16 protein-coding genes, 6 tRNA genes and 1 rRNA gene are annotated in these 18485 nt (G+C 36.7%); 2 read left to right on the plus strand and 21 right to left on the minus strand.

The features are described from left to right. Window positions 1-190 precede the first annotated feature (190 nt). Genes TY13_RS15040 through TY13_RS15050 form a run of 3 tightly spaced genes read right to left on the minus strand, consistent with a single transcriptional unit; the run spans window position 191 to window position 2700 of the window. Complete coding sequence (locus TY13_RS15040; RefSeq protein WP_042477742.1) at window positions 191-1063, minus strand: DUF4097 family beta strand repeat-containing protein; 873 nt, start codon at window positions 1061-1063, stop codon at window positions 191-193. Window positions 1064-1085: 22 nt separating this feature from the next. Continuing rightward, window positions 1086-1784 (minus strand): ABC transporter permease, encoded by a 699-nt coding sequence (locus TY13_RS15045; RefSeq protein ID WP_042477744.1) that lies wholly within the window; start codon window positions 1782-1784, stop codon window positions 1086-1088. Beyond that, window positions 1777-2700, minus strand: coding sequence for an ABC transporter ATP-binding protein (locus tag TY13_RS15050; RefSeq protein ID WP_042477748.1), 924 nt, complete (start codon window positions 2698-2700; stop codon window positions 1777-1779). Before TY13_RS15050 ends, TY13_RS15045 begins: the two co-directional genes overlap by 8 nt. Window positions 2701-2859: 159 nt before the next feature. Between TY13_RS15050 and TY13_RS15055 the strand changes: the two genes are divergently transcribed. Then, window positions 2860-3585, plus strand: a complete 726-nt coding sequence (locus TY13_RS15055) for a response regulator transcription factor (RefSeq protein ID WP_042477750.1) — start codon at window positions 2860-2862, stop codon at window positions 3583-3585. Next, window positions 3576-4676: a sensor histidine kinase gene (locus TY13_RS15060; RefSeq protein WP_042477752.1), complete on the plus strand. Its 1101-nt coding sequence runs from the start codon at window positions 3576-3578 to the stop codon at window positions 4674-4676. The genes TY13_RS15055 and TY13_RS15060 overlap by 10 nt, the downstream gene beginning before the upstream one ends. A gap of 258 nt (window positions 4677-4934) precedes the next feature. Here TY13_RS15060 and TY13_RS19920 read toward each other — a convergent pair whose 3' ends face one another. From TY13_RS19920 to rrf, 18 genes are all read right to left on the minus strand, one after another. After that, window positions 4935-5399: a hypothetical protein gene (locus tag TY13_RS19920; RefSeq protein ID WP_052344355.1), complete on the minus strand. Its 465-nt coding sequence runs from the start codon at window positions 5397-5399 to the stop codon at window positions 4935-4937. A 395-nt stretch (window positions 5400-5794) separates the two neighbouring features. Then, window positions 5795-7597 (minus strand): glutamine--fructose-6-phosphate transaminase (isomerizing), encoded by a 1803-nt coding sequence (gene glmS / locus TY13_RS15070; protein ID WP_042477754.1) that lies wholly within the window; start codon window positions 7595-7597, stop codon window positions 5795-5797. 512 nt (window positions 7598-8109) lie between these two features. Continuing rightward, on the minus strand, window positions 8110-8634 hold the full coding sequence (locus TY13_RS15075; protein WP_042477756.1) for a type 1 glutamine amidotransferase domain-containing protein: 525 nt from the start codon (window positions 8632-8634) through the stop codon (window positions 8110-8112). A gap of 112 nt (window positions 8635-8746) precedes the next feature. Further along, on the minus strand, window positions 8747-10099 hold the full coding sequence (gene glmM / locus TY13_RS15080) for a phosphoglucosamine mutase (protein ID WP_042477758.1): 1353 nt from the start codon (window positions 10097-10099) through the stop codon (window positions 8747-8749). A 141-nt stretch (window positions 10100-10240) separates the two neighbouring features. Further along, complete coding sequence (locus tag TY13_RS15085; protein ID WP_042477760.1) at window positions 10241-11269, minus strand: CdaR family protein; 1029 nt, start codon at window positions 11267-11269, stop codon at window positions 10241-10243. Next, entirely contained in the window at window positions 11262-12089 is an 828-nt protein-coding gene (gene cdaA / locus TY13_RS15090) for a diadenylate cyclase CdaA (RefSeq protein ID WP_042477851.1), read from the minus strand. Before cdaA ends, TY13_RS15085 begins: the two co-directional genes overlap by 8 nt. A gap of 188 nt (window positions 12090-12277) precedes the next feature. Then, entirely contained in the window at window positions 12278-12889 is a 612-nt protein-coding gene (locus tag TY13_RS15095) for an anti-sigma factor family protein (RefSeq protein WP_042477761.1), read from the minus strand. A gap of 13 nt (window positions 12890-12902) precedes the next feature. After that, window positions 12903-13466: an RNA polymerase sigma factor SigW gene (gene sigW, locus TY13_RS15100; RefSeq protein WP_042477763.1), complete on the minus strand. Its 564-nt coding sequence runs from the start codon at window positions 13464-13466 to the stop codon at window positions 12903-12905. 206 nt (window positions 13467-13672) lie between these two features. Further along, window positions 13673-14572, minus strand: coding sequence for an arginase (rocF, locus tag TY13_RS15105; RefSeq protein WP_042477767.1), 900 nt, complete (start codon window positions 14570-14572; stop codon window positions 13673-13675). A gap of 531 nt (window positions 14573-15103) precedes the next feature. Then, entirely contained in the window at window positions 15104-16534 is a 1431-nt protein-coding gene (locus tag TY13_RS15110) for an aldehyde dehydrogenase family protein (protein ID WP_042477769.1), read from the minus strand. A gap of 192 nt (window positions 16535-16726) precedes the next feature. Then, a tRNA-Lys gene (locus TY13_RS15115) sits at window positions 16727-16799 on the minus strand. Window positions 16800-16813: 14 nt separating this feature from the next. Continuing rightward, window positions 16814-16888, minus strand: a tRNA-Gln gene (locus tag TY13_RS15120). A gap of 14 nt (window positions 16889-16902) precedes the next feature. Continuing rightward, window positions 16903-16986: transfer RNA gene (locus tag TY13_RS15125), tRNA-Tyr, on the minus strand. A 16-nt stretch (window positions 16987-17002) separates the two neighbouring features. After that, window positions 17003-17078, minus strand: a tRNA-Val gene (locus tag TY13_RS15130). A gap of 34 nt (window positions 17079-17112) precedes the next feature. Next, window positions 17113-17187, minus strand: a tRNA-Glu gene (locus tag TY13_RS15135). 143 nt (window positions 17188-17330) lie between these two features. Continuing rightward, window positions 17331-17405 (minus strand) — tRNA-Asn (locus TY13_RS15140). A gap of 239 nt (window positions 17406-17644) precedes the next feature. Next, a complete protein-coding gene (locus tag TY13_RS15145) occupies window positions 17645-18055 on the minus strand; it encodes a GNAT family N-acetyltransferase (RefSeq protein ID WP_042477770.1) in 411 nt (136 codons plus the stop codon). A gap of 188 nt (window positions 18056-18243) precedes the next feature. Next, a 5S ribosomal RNA gene (gene rrf / locus TY13_RS15150) occupies window positions 18244-18359 on the minus strand. Between the last annotated feature and the right edge of the window lie 126 nt (window positions 18360-18485).

Raw genomic sequence — 18485 nt, forward strand, 5'->3', positions numbered from 1 at the left:
TTGAATTCAAATGCCTGACCGTCCTTTTATTGATTTTTTTCAACTTCTTAATTCAGCAATTGCAATTGTTTTTTTATATAACGACAGATAGAATGGCTCTCACAAATATCAATCCCAGTAGATAAATGTGGTCCCTGTTGTTCAAGTTCTCGTCTTAACATTATTTATTAACCACACAGATTGTAAGTTTTTATTTTACAGTTATTACACCTCCTTTGCTAATTAATTCTAATTTGTTTGAGGCTTCTCCAATCTTACCTTTTTTAAATTTATCTGTATGTTTTTCTTTCTGATAACCTTCTAATTTTACGCTTATGTCCGATGATTCACTGTTCGCTGTAAGCTCTAATGATTTGGGTGTTTCTTTATATGCTATTGTAATATCTCCTGAAGCAGTTTCTACAAATAGTGCTTTTCCTTCGATAATTTCTTTCATAAATACTTCACCGCTAGTCGAAGTAATTTTCGTTTTCGGACTGTCGACTCTAGTCATATAGCTATCACCATTTGTAGATTTTATCATTAGTTCATTTAAAGAACTGTCTACAATAATCAACTCACCATCTTTTGATGTGACTATACCTTCATTTGCCGATAGTCCTTTAATAGTTTTATTGCCAGAATCCGTAGAAATAGAAATTTCTTTTGTTTCAATGTTGTTAATTTTGACATCACCATAGCTGTTTTTTAATACAATCTTCTTCACTGCATTTTTTGGAATAGAAATATGAATAGTATCTTTTTTTCCAAAACTAAAGTTTTTCATAACTCCTTCTTCACCGTCTAGTTGAAGTACCTTTACTTTATTTCCGTCTTTATTAATTTCAACAGGATTGTTTTGCTGCTTTTTTTGTTGCTTACCTTCAAATTCAATTGTTAGTTTTTCAGATTCTGTATTTTCTAATGCTATATTCCAGGACTCTATGTTTATTTCTAGTTCTTCAATTTGTTTAACATCAAAGGACTGCTCTTCAGTGATGCTCTTTTCTCCTTTGATTTTAAGGGTGAAAAGTATTCCTCCTATTGCAATAACGAATATCAAAACTATGATTACCTTTTTCACTTTACATCCTCATTTCACAATTTTAAGTTAAATCTACTTTGTCGATTTTATAATAGGACAGATAGCCGATAACGAGCCCTAATAGACACATTATTGTTGGGACAATGATAAATTGAGATAAACTAGTAGATGTATCCCCATTTGAAATCGTTGCATTAATCAAAAATCCAATTAAGACAGCTGACGTTATTGTCGAAGCTGTTGATTTTTTTCGCATGCCAAAGTACAAAGGAATTAGGCTTACCCCAGCCATCATAAATGCGTTGATGAAAGTAGACGGTATAGTAGCTACCATCTCCTGTATCTCGACAGGAGCTTCAAACAAGTTCATCATTGGATTTAAAAAATAAACAGCGATATTCATCATAAAAGTCGCAATAATAATGCTGAAGAAACAAAATCCGAAAACTAACGACAGCTTAGCAAAAATAATTTTTTTCCTTTTTAATGGATACGTAAATAATAATTGAACCGTCTTATTTTTGTATTCTTCAATGACTAAACGAGATAAAATCACACTCGCAAAAATGATAAACACAATGCGAATTAAAATATTTGTTAAAGACATAAAATCTGTATAATCTAGAAACATCTTTTCATCCCCAGAACCAACAGCCATAAGTGCAACTGCCGCAAAAATTCCAACAATACAAATGATTAAGCCTTTAAAATAGCTAGCCATACGATTCTTTTTCCATTCAAGTCTTATTAGTTTAAGCAAATTGATTCCCTCCATTAATAAGGTTTAAGAAATACTCTTCTAAATGTTGTTGCTGTTTTTCAATGCCATTGACAGCAATGTTATTTAAAATAAGTTCTTTATTAATTTGAGATTGAGAAATATTATGTTCAAAAATTCGAATACAATGCTGATTAACAATTTCATATTTTTGGATACCTAGTTTGTTCTCTAACACATTAATCGTTTTTTTTACATCGTCTATTTTAATCTCTAGATACTCCATATTCTCTTTTCTAATATCTTCCATTCTTACCTCTTTCAATAATTCCCCATGATGAAGGATGCCAATAGTATCTGCTATTGATTCCACTTCTGACACGATATGACTTGATATTAAAATAGTGATCCCGTGCTCTTCTTTTAAAATTATTAAAAGCTCACGTATATCTTTAATACCTATAGAATCAAGACCATTAATCGGCTCATCAAGAATCAGAATCTCTGGTTTTGTAATAATTGCCCGTGCAATGCCTAATCTTTGCTTCATCCCTAGAGAAAATTCATGTATTTTTTTATTTTCAACATCCTTGAGACCTACTATATCAAGTGCCTCCTCAACTGCTCCTTTTTCATAAACCCCAATATATTCACAGTGAAGCTCTAAATTTTCTTTTGCTGTCAGCCTTTCGTAAAATTCTGGGTACTCGATAATACTGCCTATTTTGCTCAAGTATTGATATGAAGTAGTAGAAATAGGTTGATTCAATATTTTAATTTCACCTGACGTTGGTTTTACTAAATTTAAAATCATCTTCATAATCGTCGTTTTCCCAGCCCCATTCGGACCCAAAAACCCATAAATCTCACCCTTCTTAACGTTCATATTGACCTTCGAGACGGTTTCGACTCCTTTAAAGCTCTTACTTAATTGATGTATTTGAATAACGGTTTCCATGTTTGTTTACTCCTTACCATTTTCAATTCGTTACATTAAGCTTAATACGCGAAAGTAAAAACAAAGTAAACTCGATGGAAAATGACAGTAATTTTTTCCAGAGATTAAGGATATGAAGATTAGAAGCTGTTATAATAAAGATTGAAATGAGGGATAAAAATGGAATCTACAGAAAAAATCCTAATCGTAGATGATGAGGTTGGTATTTTAAAATTATTAGAAATTACGTTGCGTAAAGAAAACTTTATAAATATTGATGCGGCCTCAACAGGCAAAGATACACTACAGCTTGTAAAAGAAAATCATTACGATATTATTTTGCTCGATATAATGCTACCAGATATAAGTGGCTTTGAACTTTGCACAGAAATACGTAAGCATACAAATACACCCATTATTTTTGTCAGTGCTCGCTCTACAGATTTTGACAAATTAACGGGATTAGGTATTGGTGGAGATGATTATATTACAAAGCCTTTTAATCCTTTAGAAGTCGTTGCTCGAATAAAGGTCAACCTTCGACGTCAAAAAATGTATGAGAGTTCTCACCAACAGCAGAGTTCAAAATTTGATTTCGGTTACTTTTCCCTTAATCCTGAATCTGCTACATTAATCGTTAACAATCAGCTCGTCGACTGTACAGCTAAGGAGCTAGAGCTACTACATTTCTTTTGTAAAAATCCAAATCGCATTTTTACAACTTCACAACTCTATGAATTCGTGTGGGGAAATGATGTGTATGGCGAGGAGAAAACCGTAACGATTCATATTTCAAAGCTAAGGAAGAAGCTTGGGGATGATACGCGTAAACCAAAAATTATCGTAAATTTAAGGGGAATTGGATATAAATTTATACCACCAAAAGAGGATTCACTATGCGAATAAACACTCGATTTACGTTACATCTTGCACTGGGGATTATTCTGTGGATGCTTTTGAGTGGTATTTGTATTGTTATCGGACTCGAGTGTATTCTTCCACTCATTAAAAAATCTGTTAGTGAAGAGTATGAGAATTTAATCGTAGTATGGATTATTGGGTTTAGTACCATTGTTTGTATAGCTGTATTTGGATGGTATTTTGGAGGTCCTCTTGGATTTATCATGTCTTGGATTCATCAGCTATCACAGGAAAACTATACACAGCCTGCTGGACTTTCAAAAATCTATGCCCGCAAGGGAAAACTCCGTATGCGATATATGTTATATCAAGAAGTACTTCAACACCTACAATCTTTATCAGAAAAATTGAAAGCTGCTGAAACAGAACGCGAAAAAGTTGAACAAGCAAAACAAGAATGGATTGCTGGTATTTCACATGATTTAAAAACACCATTAACGTATATTACAGGCTACTCTACTCTATTATTAAACGCTCAATACGAATGGTCCAAGGAAGAAGCCCGTTCCTTTACTCAAGAAATTGCAGAGAAAGGTAAGCATATGGAGGAGCTTATACAAGATCTAAGTCTCGTTATTCAGCTTAATAGTACAGATGGTCAGTTACCATTGCACAAATCAAATCAGGATATTGTGGAATTCACCAAAAGAGTTGTAGCTACTATTAGTAATAATCCACAAGGCAAAGACTATAAATTGCATTTTAAAACAGATACACCTGTCATAAACAGTGAATTTGATACTAAATTCATGCAAAGAATATTGCAAAACATTCTTATGAATTCTATTATTCACAATCCAGCTAACACAAATATTTATACACAGATTTTCGATAACAATGAACATGTAGATATCCACATTGCTGATAACGGAATAGGTATGTCTCCACACATGCTAGAAAATATATTCCAGCAATATTATCGTGGAACGACAACAGATTCTTCTTCTGAAGGTACTGGACTAGGTATGGCAATTGTTCATAACCTTGTTCAAGCTCATAAAGGCACTATCTCCATACAGAGTGAACCTTCCAAAGGAACAACGTTTATGATTACACTACCTAAAAAGATATATTGACACCTTTACACTTGAGGACACTATGCTCCTAGTAATATCCCTAATTCTTATGTCATGGTATTAGGCGAGAGAAAGCATTTCGTTCTAAGGAACGATATTTATAAGCATAATACAAAATTATAAAAAAAGTATTCCGTAAATAAATTTATATAATAAGAAAAAGGTTTTATGTTCATCAGTTAGAACATAAAGAATAAATCCACTTAAAAGATAAAGAAATATAATTGAAATTAGTTTTAATTTTTCGTTCAATTTTGATTACCACACAACATTGAAATATCCATTATTTTGTTTCGCATCTTTAGAATCAAGATATTCAGCTATTGCTGCCATAGGATCAAGCACATAAGTTAAATAACTAGCAATAACAGGAAGACTGATTCCTAAAGCTATTGCTGCTTTTCCGATAACTTTTGTTTTAATTGTATTGGTGAATATTCTTTTTAATTCTTCTGCTCCATATTTTTTTAATGCAACAGCTAATGAGCCTACTTCAGAGGCAATAAGGATTCCACTTATAATTGTATCAATTGCTCCTGCTACATATATATTCTTAATATGAATATCTGGAAGGTTAGGTGTCCAAATATCTCCAAGATCAAAATTCATAGTATATATCGAATCTGGTGGAATATTAGAAATATCGATGTTTTCAATGTTTTCTCTAATACCAATCTCCATTTCTTTTCGTTCTTCGATATTATCAATCTCCGCCAATTTCATTTGTAATGCTTGCTCAATTTATATTAGAATGGGGATTTGCCACAACAATCTTAAAATGAGTGAAGAGACAAATTACATTGAAAAGGGATTAGCAATACTAGCTGTATTAGAGGAAAACGACATATTGGCCAATATGAACAAAGAAATAATAAATACCTACAAGTCGAGTAGGAAGCTAATTATTATTTAATGAGCCAACCTCTCACAACCCTAAGCACGGTTCTATTTTCATAAAAGTACATTATTAATCAATATGGCCCGATTGTGGAATAGAAAAAGATCCTGCATATCAATACAGGATCTTTAATCAATCTTAATTTTAAATAATCGAACTTTGTTTTAAATGATCATTCTTTTTTATAAAACTACACAACACTTATATAAATCCCTAACCCCTACTCCACCGTAACACTCTTCGCTAAATTACGTGGCTTATCAACATCACAGCGGCGGTGTAAAGCCGCGTAGTAGCTAATAAATTGCAGTGGTACTACGCTTACAAGTGGTGTCAGCAGTGTGTGTACACGTGGGATGATTAGGCGGTCGCCTTCTTCCTCTAGACCTTCGCTTACAATGATGCAGGCGTTAGCTCCACGAGCTACAACTTCTTTCACATTCCCACGAATGTTAAGGGCTACCTGTTCCTGCGTGACAAGTGCGAAGACTGGTGTGCCTTCTTCGATAAGGGCGATTGTGCCGTGCTTTAGTTCCCCACCTGCAAAGCCTTCAGCTTGAATGTAGGAAATTTCTTTCAGCTTTAGCGCACCTTCTAGGCTGACACAGAAGTCTAGACTGCGTCCGATAAAGAAAGCGTTGCGTGCGATTTTTAAGTAGTCTTCAGCAATTTGCTCCATCGTTTCTTTTGCATCGACAATTGCTTCGATTGCTGTTGCTGCGATAGCTAGCTCCTGCTTTAAGTCAAAGTCCATGGCAATACCGCGCGCCTTTCCTGCTACATATGCCGTAATAGATAATACTGCGAGCTGGGCTACATAGGCCTTTGTAGAGGCTACAGCAATTTCTGGACCTGCGTGTAATAGCAATGTGTAGTCTGATTCACGTGATAATGTAGAGCCTGCTACGTTCGTGATTGTTAGTGCTGGATAGCCCATTTCTTTTATTTTCACTAAGACTTGACGGCTGTCGGCTGTTTCGCCTGATTGCGAAATAAAAATGAATAAAGGCTTTTCCGAAAGTAATGGCATGTTATAGCCAAATTCGCTTGAAATATGCACTTCTACTGGAATGCGGGCAATTTTCTCGAAATATTCTTTCCCGACAAGTCCTGCGTGTAAGCTTGTGCCAGCAGCAATAATATATAAGCGATCTGCTGCATTTAAAGCATTTAAAATGGCTTCATCGATTGCTAACTCACCATCTACTTCATACGCTTGGATAATTTTACGTACAACACCTGGCTGTTCATCCATTTCCTTAAGCATATAATGCGGGTACGTGCCCTTTTCGATATCGCTCATATCTATCTCAGCTGTGTATGGTGCACGTTCTACAATACGACCATCCAATTTCGAAATCTCTACATTGTCGCGATGTACAACAACGATTTCTTTATCATGTAATTCTATAAATTGATCTGTTACTTGTAACATTGCCATCGCATCAGAGGCTACAACATTAAAGCCTTCACCGACACCAACAAGCAACGGCGACTTATTTTTCGCTACATAAATTGTGTCTGCATCCTCATTGTCTAATAACGCTAATGCGTAAGAGCCGTGTACTAAAGATAACGTTTTACGGAAAGCTTCAACTGTTGATAAGCCTTCCTCTTTCACGAATAGTTCAATTAACTGTACAAGTACCTCTGTATCTGTATCAGACTGCATCTGAATACCTTTTAAATAAGCCTTTTGCAATAAGTGATAGTTTTCAATTACACCGTTATGGACAAGTGTAAAACGCCCCTGTGCACTTTGATGCGGGTGGGCATTGCGACGATTTGGTACACCATGTGTCGCCCAACGTGTATGACCGATACCAATAGATGATGCAACATCCTCATCTACAGCCTTACGTAAATCTGCAATACGTCCTTTTTCTTTAAACACCATGACACCAGCTTCATTACGAACTGCTATACCTGCTGAGTCATATCCGCGATATTCTAATTTCTCTAACCCTTTTAATAAAATTTCCTTTGCATCTAATAATCCATTATATCCAACAATTCCACACATCGTATGTTTCCTCCAAGTCGTTTGAGGACAAAACTACGATTTATAATCTAAATTTTGATTAACTAATATTTTCACAATACAAGGCAATACGAAATAGACTACAAATCATCACCTTTTTTGCATATGGCTGTTCTGTCTAACAGACGCATTTGCGGTTAGGCTTTGTAGTTTTGCTCTCGCTATTTTATGCCTATTCGCTCTTCTGTACAGAAAATCACTTTTCCGCTTTAAAAACGAATATAACGACTGGGCATTGTCAATCGGGAGGTATCCGCCGAATTTTCGATAAACCTCCACCTCGTCAACTAAGGATTGATATCCGCTCTATTTCCTTAGCTCAGGCGCTTTAATTGTTTTCCTTAATAATTTATAGTGCGCTGTTTTTCTCCTCCCTTGTAGCGCATGCAATAAGCTTTTTCATCATACAAAAAATATTACAGTTCGTCAATCATTGGCTAATTTTAAAAAAATCTGTAGGCGACGCAGTATTTGCTTCACCTACAGATGCTTTATTATAGTCCCTTCTCTTGTAAAAGGTTCACAATTTCTCGATTAAATGCTGGTAAGTCGTTTGGGGTACGACTTGTTACAAGCTGCTTTTGACAAACAAATACTTCCTCATCGTGGAATTTTGCGCCTGCGTATTCCAAATCTACTTTAATCGATTTGTAGCCTGTTGTATCACGTCCCTCTAGGGATTTTGCTGTAATTAATAATTGCGGACCATGACAAATTGCAAATACAGGCTTCATTTCATCCATAAAATGCTTTGCGAATGCGACGATACGATCGTCATCACGCAACAAATCTGGTGAAAATCCACCAGGGATAAATAGGGCGTCAAAATCGGCTGGATTTACTTCATCTACACCGTAATTAATTTTTACAGTTGCCTCCCCTTGCTTGCCAGTTACCGTTTTATTGCCTTCTTTATCAATGTTAATAACCGTGTGCCCAGCTGCTTCTAGCGCTTCCTTTGGGCTTGTGTACTCACTGTCTTCAAACTTGTCCGTAATTAATGTTGCTACTTTGGCCATTTCATTACACTCCTTTGAATTTAGTACAATTGTATACTTCCCCTTTAGCATCCGATATAAACCTAAAAAAAGTACTATAGAGATTCTCTTCTCCATAGTACTTTCAAATTTATTATTCAGTTAAACCCATTTCCGTGCGTACCACATTGGCAATTCTCTCCACATACGCTACACATTCTTCCTCTGTAGCAGCCTCTACCATAACACGAACTAGTGGCTCTGTACCTGAAGGGCGCACTAATACACGGCCATTGCCTTGCATTTCTGCCTCAACCTCAGCAATTACTGCTGCGACTTTTTCATTTGTAGTTACAGCGTGTTTATCTGTTACACGAATGTTCACTAGGCGTTGAGGGAAAACAGTCATTTCAGACGCTAGCTCTGATAGACGCTTGCCTGACATTTTCATGATGTTAACGAGTTGAATAGCTGTTAGTAAGCCATCTCCAGTCGTATTGAAATCTAAAAATACGATATGACCAGATTGCTCGCCGCCAAAATTATAATCGTTTGTACGCATTTCCTCAACAACATAGCGGTCGCCTACTGCCGTTTGCACGCTCTCCATCATATGTTCACGTAGCGCTTTATAGAAGCCCATATTACTCATTACTGTTGAAACAACTGTATTCTTCTTTAAACGACCTTTTGCGTTTAAATATTTGCTAATAATAAACATAATTTGGTCGCCATCTACAATTTGACCTTTTTCGTCTACTGCGATTAAACGATCCCCATCACCATCGAAGGCAAGACCTATATCTGCACCTCGTTCAACGACGAACTCAGCCAATTTTTCGGGATGCGTAGAGCCTACACCATCATTAATATTTAAGCCAGTTGGAGATGATCCCATCGTTGAAATATCCGCCTCTAAATCTGCAAATAAATGCGTAGCAAGAGACGAGGTTGCACCGTGTGCACAGTCTAACGCTACATGAATATTGACGAATTCTTCTTCCACTGTTTGCTTTAAGTAAGAAATATATTTTTGTCCACCCTCAAAATAATCATTTACAGAACCGATGTCTGCACCAACTGGGCGTGGTAAAGTATCCTCAGATGCATCAAGTAAGCTTTCAATTTCAGCCTCCTGTGCATCGGATAATTTAAAGCCATCAGAACCGAAAAATTTAATACCGTTATCTGCAACTGGGTTATGTGATGCAGAAATCATTACACCTGCATCCGCATTCATAACACGAGTTAAATAAGCTACGCCTGGTGTGCTGATAACCCCTAGACGCATTACTTCTACACCAATCGATAACAGACCCGCCACTAATGCACCTTCAAGCATTTCACCCGAAATGCGTGTGTCTCGTCCAATAAGTACTTTCGGTCGATTTTCTGTATCCTTCGTTAAAACATAGCCGCCAGCGCGCCCTAGCTTAAACGCAAGCTCTGGCGTCAATTCGCTATTCGCTACCCCGCGGATGCCATCTGTTCCGAAATATTTACCCATTACTTTTTCTCTCCTTCAATACTGCATTGTTAATCCAATCAATTATAAATCGGCGAACTCTCATCCAGATTTTTTTGCAATTTGGAGGTGGTTAACTAACCTTTAAAGACCCCTTCTCAAAATCTGTGACATCCACCTCTGCTATTCTTCTCCTGTATCCTCATCTGTTACAGGGGCTGTATTCCCATCTGTTTCAGGGCTTTCAACTGTAGACGTTTCGCTTTCATCTTCTGCCACTGTAATATTGGCGTGAATAGTAACCGTTTCATTAGATAGTTTCATCGGATTTTCCAGCTTTTGAATTTTCGCTTCATAATCTCCAGATTCCTTCAACTTGGATAAATCAAATTCGACAATCATCTCATTCAGTGAATCCACAATTGATTGTGGACCAGATACTTTAATGCTTTCTTGATTTAAAGACAATTCGTTGATTGTTATACCTTCTGGCAATTGTCCCGTTTGCTTCAGCGTAAGAGGAATTTCTCGATTATATTCGTCAATTTCAACATTGATTTCTACTGCCTCTGGCTGTATCGTGACATCAAGCTTATTTAAATCACGATCTAATACTTTCACATTCGCTTGTTGTTTGAATGACTGCGTAATGCCGTCCTCTGCCTTTATCGATGCTTTTACATAATTAATACTATCCATCACACTCTTTGCACCTGTGACAAAAACGTACTTAGGCTCTGCTAGCATATTTTTCAAGACATAGCCTTCTTTTATTTGTCTACTATTTATTTCTGGCTCTACACGAAACTCCTTCGTCACCTTTTCTTCAATGCTGATATTAACAACTTGCGGATAAACGGTCACCTCTAATTTCTCAGAAAAGTTTTCAGTCTGTATTGTAACTCTATGTTCGCCAATTGACAATGAACTTAAATCGACAAATACTTTATAATCTTTCGCTAGCTTCTCTCGCATGACGATAGGCGTAGGTCCTTCGATTCCTACATTGACAGTTTCCGGAAGCCCTGTTACGATTAGATTTTCATCATCATAATATACTTCCAACTTCACATCCTCAATAACATCTGCCTGCTTTTCACTAGGTGTACTTCGTGTTGAATTATTTTCGGACTGCACATAAAAAAATAATGCGATAGCAAGTAATAAAGCCGTAAGACGAATTAGCCAATTATTATTAAATAATTTATCCATTCTTTTTCCCCCTCCAAGTCCACTTAGAGGCTTGATTTGTTTCTTGTTCAGATCCAAACCACGCTTTACGTAGCAATGCTTCGAATTCATCTATTGTTAAATTACGATGTAAATTACCGTTTATTGTAATACTAATTGCACCAGTTTCTTCTGAAACAACAATTGTAATCGCATCTGTTACTTCACTTAAACCTAATGCTGCTCGATGTCGTGTACCTAATTCCTTAGAGATAAACGGGCTTTCAGACAATGGTAAATAACATGCCGCTGCTGCAATTTTATCCTTTTGCATAATAACTGCCCCATCATGTAACGGTGTATTTGGGATGAAAATATTAATTAGTAGCTCTGAGGATGCAGTAGCATTCATTGCTATCCCTGTTTCAATATATTCTGTTAAGCCAGTTTCCTTTTCAATTGATATTAAAGCACCGATACGTCGTTTTGCCATATAACTGACTGATTTCTTCATCGCTTCAATTAGGCGCGTCTGCTCTTCATCTTGTTGATTCGTTGAACGTTGGAATAACTTCCCTCTACCCAATTGCTCAAGTGCACGGCGTATTTCAGGTTGAAAAATAATAATGATTGCTAAAAAACCCCACTCAATAACTTGCTTTAGTAAATAATCAAGTGTACTTAAACCAAAAAGGGATGTAGCAATCTTAGCGATAACAATAACAAATATCCCTTTTAACAGCTGAACAGCCTTTGTTCCTTGAATAAGACCCAACAGCTTGTAGATTACATACCACACGACTAGTACATCTATAAAGCCAAATATATAACTTGCAGGTGTAAAATCTGTAAATTGATTCATTATTAACTGCACGTGGCATCCCCCACTTTTCTAACTGTTGCATACAAAAATAGTATAACACACTTCTACTTGTTACCGCTTTCTCTAGAGAGCTATAAAAGTAAAAAAATGAGTGTAGATGAATGATTTTTCATTTCATCTACACCCTATCTTTATCGAACGTTCAAGTTCAGAAAAAGTTGCATGAATTATTCAAACAACGCCATGGCGTCATTCGCTAATTTTTTTATTTTATACCAAAGCCAATCGAATGTCTCATTTATCTCTTCGATTTGTCCTGATACAACAGCAGTAGAAGCCATATAACTGCCGTTAATTACTGTAACGTTGCCATCTACTTCCCCTTCAATGATTAGGTTGCCATTTTTTACGACGACATCCCCTTTAACAACTTCACCCTTTGGTACAATCACAGTTTGCCCATCAACAACTAAATTTGGTTGTGTCGTGACAGAAAATTGATTGTCATTCGGATAGCTAGCCATTAAAGTTGCCCCCATTAATAGAAAGAAAACCGCAGCCGCCACAATAATCGGATGTCTGCGTAGCCATTTCTGAATACCCAATACATTTTTACGCTTTGGTAAACGACCCATTACATTCGCCTCAAAATGCGGAGGCGCCATAATATGTGTCGCACTTTTGACAAATGCAACTGTATCGCTTAGCTCATGCATATGCTTTTGACAGCTTACGCAGCTTTGCATATGCTTTTTCAGCTCTTGTTCATGCTCACGCGTAATATCGCCATCTAAATAATCATGCATATAGTCAATGTAATGTTCAGGACACATTCCCATGCGAATTCCCCTCCTACAAATTGTTTAACTGCTTGCGAAGTGCTTCCCGACCACGATGAATACGCGTCTTTACTGTGCCAAGGGGCATATCAAGAATTTCACTAATTTCTTGTAGTGATAGCTCTTCAATGTATTTAAGAACAATGACAGAGCGATATTTGTCTGGCAATCGGCTAATCTCGTATTGAATGCGGTCCTGTAGCTCCATTTGTTCCACTGCTTCTTCTGGTAGCTGCTCATCTGCTGCAATTTGTGAATACATATCTAAACCATCTGTCCCAGCAACTTCCGCATCTAAATAATAATCTGGCTTCTTTTTACGAATGCGGTCAATGCAAAGATTCGTGGCTATACGATATATCCACGTTGAAAATTTCCTTTTTTGATCGTACGAGTGCAAATTAATATATGCACGGATAAATGCCTCTTGTGCAATGTCCTCTGCCTCTTGCTTGTTACCAAGCATCCGATAACAAATTTGATACAGCTTGTGCTGATAGAGGTTCACAATATCGGCGTATGCGTTTTGATCACCTTTAAGCACTTGCTTTATTCTCTTGTTCACTAACGCATCCATCGTGCCAATCCTCTCTACCTTCTAAGCTGTTATTAACATATACGTACACCCTTAAGAAAGGTTTCAGTTTTTCTTTTTATTATACCAAAATTTAAAATAAAAATTGTAGTAAATTCAATTTTGTTTAGATTTTGTATAGTTAATAGGAGAAATATAAAAAGACTGCGTGGAAAGCAGATAAATACCTGCTTTCCACTGCAGTCCCCTTACACTAGTGTTTCACCGAACAATGAACCAATTAATGCTACAGCTACGTTTGCTGTTTTGTTTTTATCATCTAATATTGGATTAACTTCTACAAACTCCACAGAAGTAAGCATGCCCGACTCTTGTAACATTTCCATAGCTAGGTGACTTTCGCGGTATGTAATACCTCCTGCTACAGGTGTACCAACACCTGGCGTGTACAATGGATCTAATCCATCTAAATCTAAAGATAAATGTAGGCCGTCAACACCACGCTCTTGTAAATAACGAATCGCATCCTCCATAACTGCTGTCATACCAAGACGGTCAACTTCGTGCATTGTGTAAACTTTAATATTTTTTTCTTTAATTAGCTCACGTTCCCCTTCATCGACAGAACGAGCACCAATAATAATTACATTTTCCGCTTTCACTTTTGGCCCTTCATGATGAATCGATGTTAAACGCTCATGACCAAGCCCTAAGCTTACTGCTAATGGCATACCGTGAATATTGCCAGAAGGAGTAGATTCTGGTGTGTTAATGTCTGCATGTGCATCAAACCAAATAACACCTAAGTTTTTATATTTCTCAAGCCCAGCTAATGTACCAATAGCGATGCTGTGATCTCCACCAAGCACAAGCGGCGTATAATTTTCATTTATTGCACCTTCAACTTTTTGTGCAAGCTTTTCACATACTTCCACTACTTCATCTAAGTTCAATAATTTTTCATTTTGCTCTTTTTTCACAGGCGTTTTTTCTACGCGAATATCGCCCTCATCCTTCACTGTATATCCTAGTGCCTCTAAACGCTCCACAACACCTGCATATCGAATAGCACTTGGACCCATATCGACACCGCGGCGTCTTTGTCCGTAATCTGATGGAACCCCAATAATAGCAACTGATTTGTTCATATTCTCTCATAACTCCCTTCGATTAATACCTCTATTGTAAAACGAAATAGGCAGTTGGCTCAACTCGACATTTTCATGCATAATTATTCAATAAATTTATAAAAATTTTTAATTTTAAGTTTAATAAAATCCATACAAAAATGATTATATCAACAATTTTTCATTCGTTTACTTTATTACATAAAGCAACCTTCAATATACATTCCATATTTTACAAAATAATAAATCTTATTATGCCCTTGTTGTTTATTAATTACGACTTAACCATTGCTGTTTTTTTCGGGCTGAGTGGGAAGTCTGTCCTCCTCGTTATGCAGCTCTCCCAGGCTGATACACAGTATCCAGCTTACCACCTATAAAGGTTTATGAAATCAAGGTAAATTCAATGCTACTAGCAGTGTAATGATTTTTTGAGTCTAGTCGATTTCGTGCAAAAATGGATTCGTTATTTATAATGTTTTTCGCTGTCAACAATTGAGAGAACTTTAACTTGAATAATCTAGAGATGCAAATGTAATTTTTGGAGGGGATTTATAACGCCCCCTCTTGATTCCAAATAACAAGCTTTGTTTCAGTCATTTCATGAATTGTATATTTGATCCCTTCTTTACCTGTTCCACTCTGTTTCACCCCTCCATAGGGCATTTGATCTACACGATATGTTGGTACATCGTTGATTACTACACCGCCAACTGAGAGCTTTTTAGAAGCTGTAAAAGCTGTTTGAATATCATTCGTAAAAATACCTGCCTGTAAACCATAGTTTGAATCGTTAATTGCCTCAATTCCTTCTTCAATTGAAGAAATTTTATTAATACTAACTATCGGTGCAAAAACTTCCTGGCAACTTACTTTTGATTTTCTATCAACATTCGCCAAAATCGTAGGTAGTAAAATGCCATCTTCTACTTTACCACCATATAGAAGGCTCGCTCCTTCAGCAATAGCCTCAGCAATCCATTGTTTTGCTCGTTGTTGCTCTTTTTCATGAATCATTGCAGATATATCTGTTGTCTCATCTAATGGAGAGCCTATTTTTAAGTCCTGCGTTTTAGCAATCATTTCTTCGACAAATTCATCAAAAGCATCCTCTACAACATAAACTCGCTGTAATGAAATACATACTTGCCCTTGATTAGAAAATGCACCTGTAACACATTTATTCGCAACATATGGTATGTTGACATTTCGGTCTACAATTAACCCAGAATTCGAACCTAATTCTAGTGCTACACGTTTTAGTCCTGACTTCTCTTTAATTTGAATACCAACTGCTGGGCTACCTGTAAATGTAATCAATTTGACTTTGTCATTCTCTACAAGCGCATCTCCTACGATACCACCACTCCCTAAAAGGACATTAAATGCTCCTTTAGGTAAGTTAGTACTATCAATGATTTTCGCTAAAAATAATGCAGATAGAGGGGTTTGCGATGCGGGCTTGAGCACTATTGTATTACCAGCAGCAATAGCCGGACCAACTTTATGTGCCACTAAATTTTGTGGAAAATTGAAAGGTGTAATTGCTGCAATAATTCCTAATGGCTGTTCTAAAGTGTAAGCAAATCTATTTTGCCCTGTTTTCGCTGCATCCATTGGTATTATTTCACCAACAAGACGCTTCGCCTCATCTCCTGCAAAGCGATAAGTTTCAATTGTGCGATCAATTTCACCTAACGCAAATTTTAGTGGCTTAGAACTTTCCTGGGAAATAATTTTAGCAGCCTCTAATCGCTTTTTAGCAAAAGCCTGAGCAATTGAATAAAGGATATTAGCCCTTTCTATTGCTGTAAGGCTTGCCATCGCTTGCTGTGCCCTATCAGCTGCCTCCACAGCAGCTGATACATCCTCTTTTGTTGCCCGAGGTATTTTTGCAATTACCTCCTTTGTATATGGTGATTTTAATTCAACATAGTCAACTGTAGAAATCCATTCGCCATTGATGTACATTTTTTTATCCAAAATTAACTTCCTCTCCAAACTTATTTATTCAAAACTTCAGTCACTAATATGTAGCCATTATATAGTAAAAAATACGGGTCTCCTTTAATCACTTCCCAGTTCTTCCACTAAAAAGTTTATACTAAACATTGTTAATGTTTTCCTTAATAACAAAAAAGAGCTTCCTTAATAGGAAACTCTTTTGAATAAAGATGAGCCATGAAGGACTCGAACCTTCGACCCTCTGATTAAAAGTCAGATGCTCTACCGACTGAGCTAATGGCTCAAAAAATAAAAAAATGGCTGGGGTACTAGGATTCGAACCTAGGCATGACGGAATCAAAATCCGTTGCCTTACCGCTTGGCTATACCCCAAACATTTTAAAAGATGGTGGAGGGGGACGGATTCGAACCGCCGAACCCTAAGGAGCGGATTTACAGTCCGCCGCGTTTAGCCACTTCGCTACCCCTCCGGCATAACACTTGAAATGGTGGAGGATGACGGGTTCGAACCGCCGACCCCCTGCTTGTAAGGCAGGTGCTCTCCCAGCTGAGCTAATCCTCCATAGATGAGTGTTAATATTTTTTAAATTTTCAAATGGTGACCCGTACGGGATTCGAACCCGTGTTACCGCCGTGAAAGGGCGGTGTCTTAACCACTTGACCAACGGGCCAGTTAAAACATTTCAAACAAGACAAGAATTATAATAACATATTTTTTTTATTTGTACAAGCTTTTCAACAAATATTTTTTAATTTTTTTGTTATAAATAATGTTAATATAATTTTTATCCATTCAGATAATGAGCAAAAAAAATGGCTCCGAAGGCAGGGCTCGAACCTGCGACCAACCGGTTAACAGCCGGTTGCTCTACCACTGAGCTACTTCGGAACGTTCATATTTACTTATGCACTTTGTATACACTACTTAGTACATTTACTATTATAACAATCATTTTAATTATTACAAGTGCTTTTTAAAATAAACAAAATTTTTATTTAGTGTACTGTTGACCACCCTTATTTAACTAAAAATAATCTTATATTTAGTATAGCTCTTTGAAATAGAATTTAATCAAAATAAACTTTTTTATTGAATAACGGTGTCCAACATTGAAATCCTTTGTAGCTCTATTTATTTTTTAAAGTACATTCAAAACGCTCCACACCTGGATGCTTCTCACCTAAACTCTTTATTTTAAATCCACAATTTTTGTAGAAATTTACTGCGTCTTTATCCGTCTCAGCAGAAATGACAGATAATGAATATTTATCTTTGATAAAATCAATCATTTCTCTTCCCATACCTTTCTCTCTATAATTTGGAGCTACGGCAATGTGCTTAATCTCACAACATTCATGTCCTAAAAACTCTACTCCTATACAACCAACAATTTCATCTTCTAAGTAATAACCATACAGCGCTCGAACTGGTGATTCCATATATAATTCATATTCTCGTTCAATATTCTCTTCTGAAGTTGCAAAGGATAAAAGTTTTCTTAAATTAGGTTGAATACAATTGGATTTAATTTTCTCCATATAAACACGTTCCTTCATGTAAGCCCTAATCTGTCAGGGCTTTGGATTAATATGATATTAATTACTCATTCGCTATACGCGTATATGGCGGGTCTTCTTTATTGCCTATTTTATTAGATCAAAATAAATTGGCTCTTATATCTTTTTAATAAAAAAAAAAACCACTGATTTCTCAGCGGTTTACTTGTGCGAAGCGATGTCCTACTCTCACAGGGGGAAGCCCCCAACTACCATCGGCGCTAAAGAGCTTAACTTCCGTGTTCGGTATGGGAACGGGTGTGACCTCTTTGCCATCATCACTTCACTTTATTCGGCTTTCAATATACGGCGCTACTCTTCGTCAACTGCATTCGCTCATTCAGTCATGTACTCAGGTACACTCCTTCAATCGCTCTATTGTTTCCTCGACTAGCTTGTATCTTGAAACCCT

It is taken from the genome of Bacillus ndiopicus (genome assembly GCF_000612805.1).
GTDB lineage: Bacteria > Bacillota > Bacilli > Bacillales_A > Planococcaceae > Metasolibacillus > Metasolibacillus ndiopicus.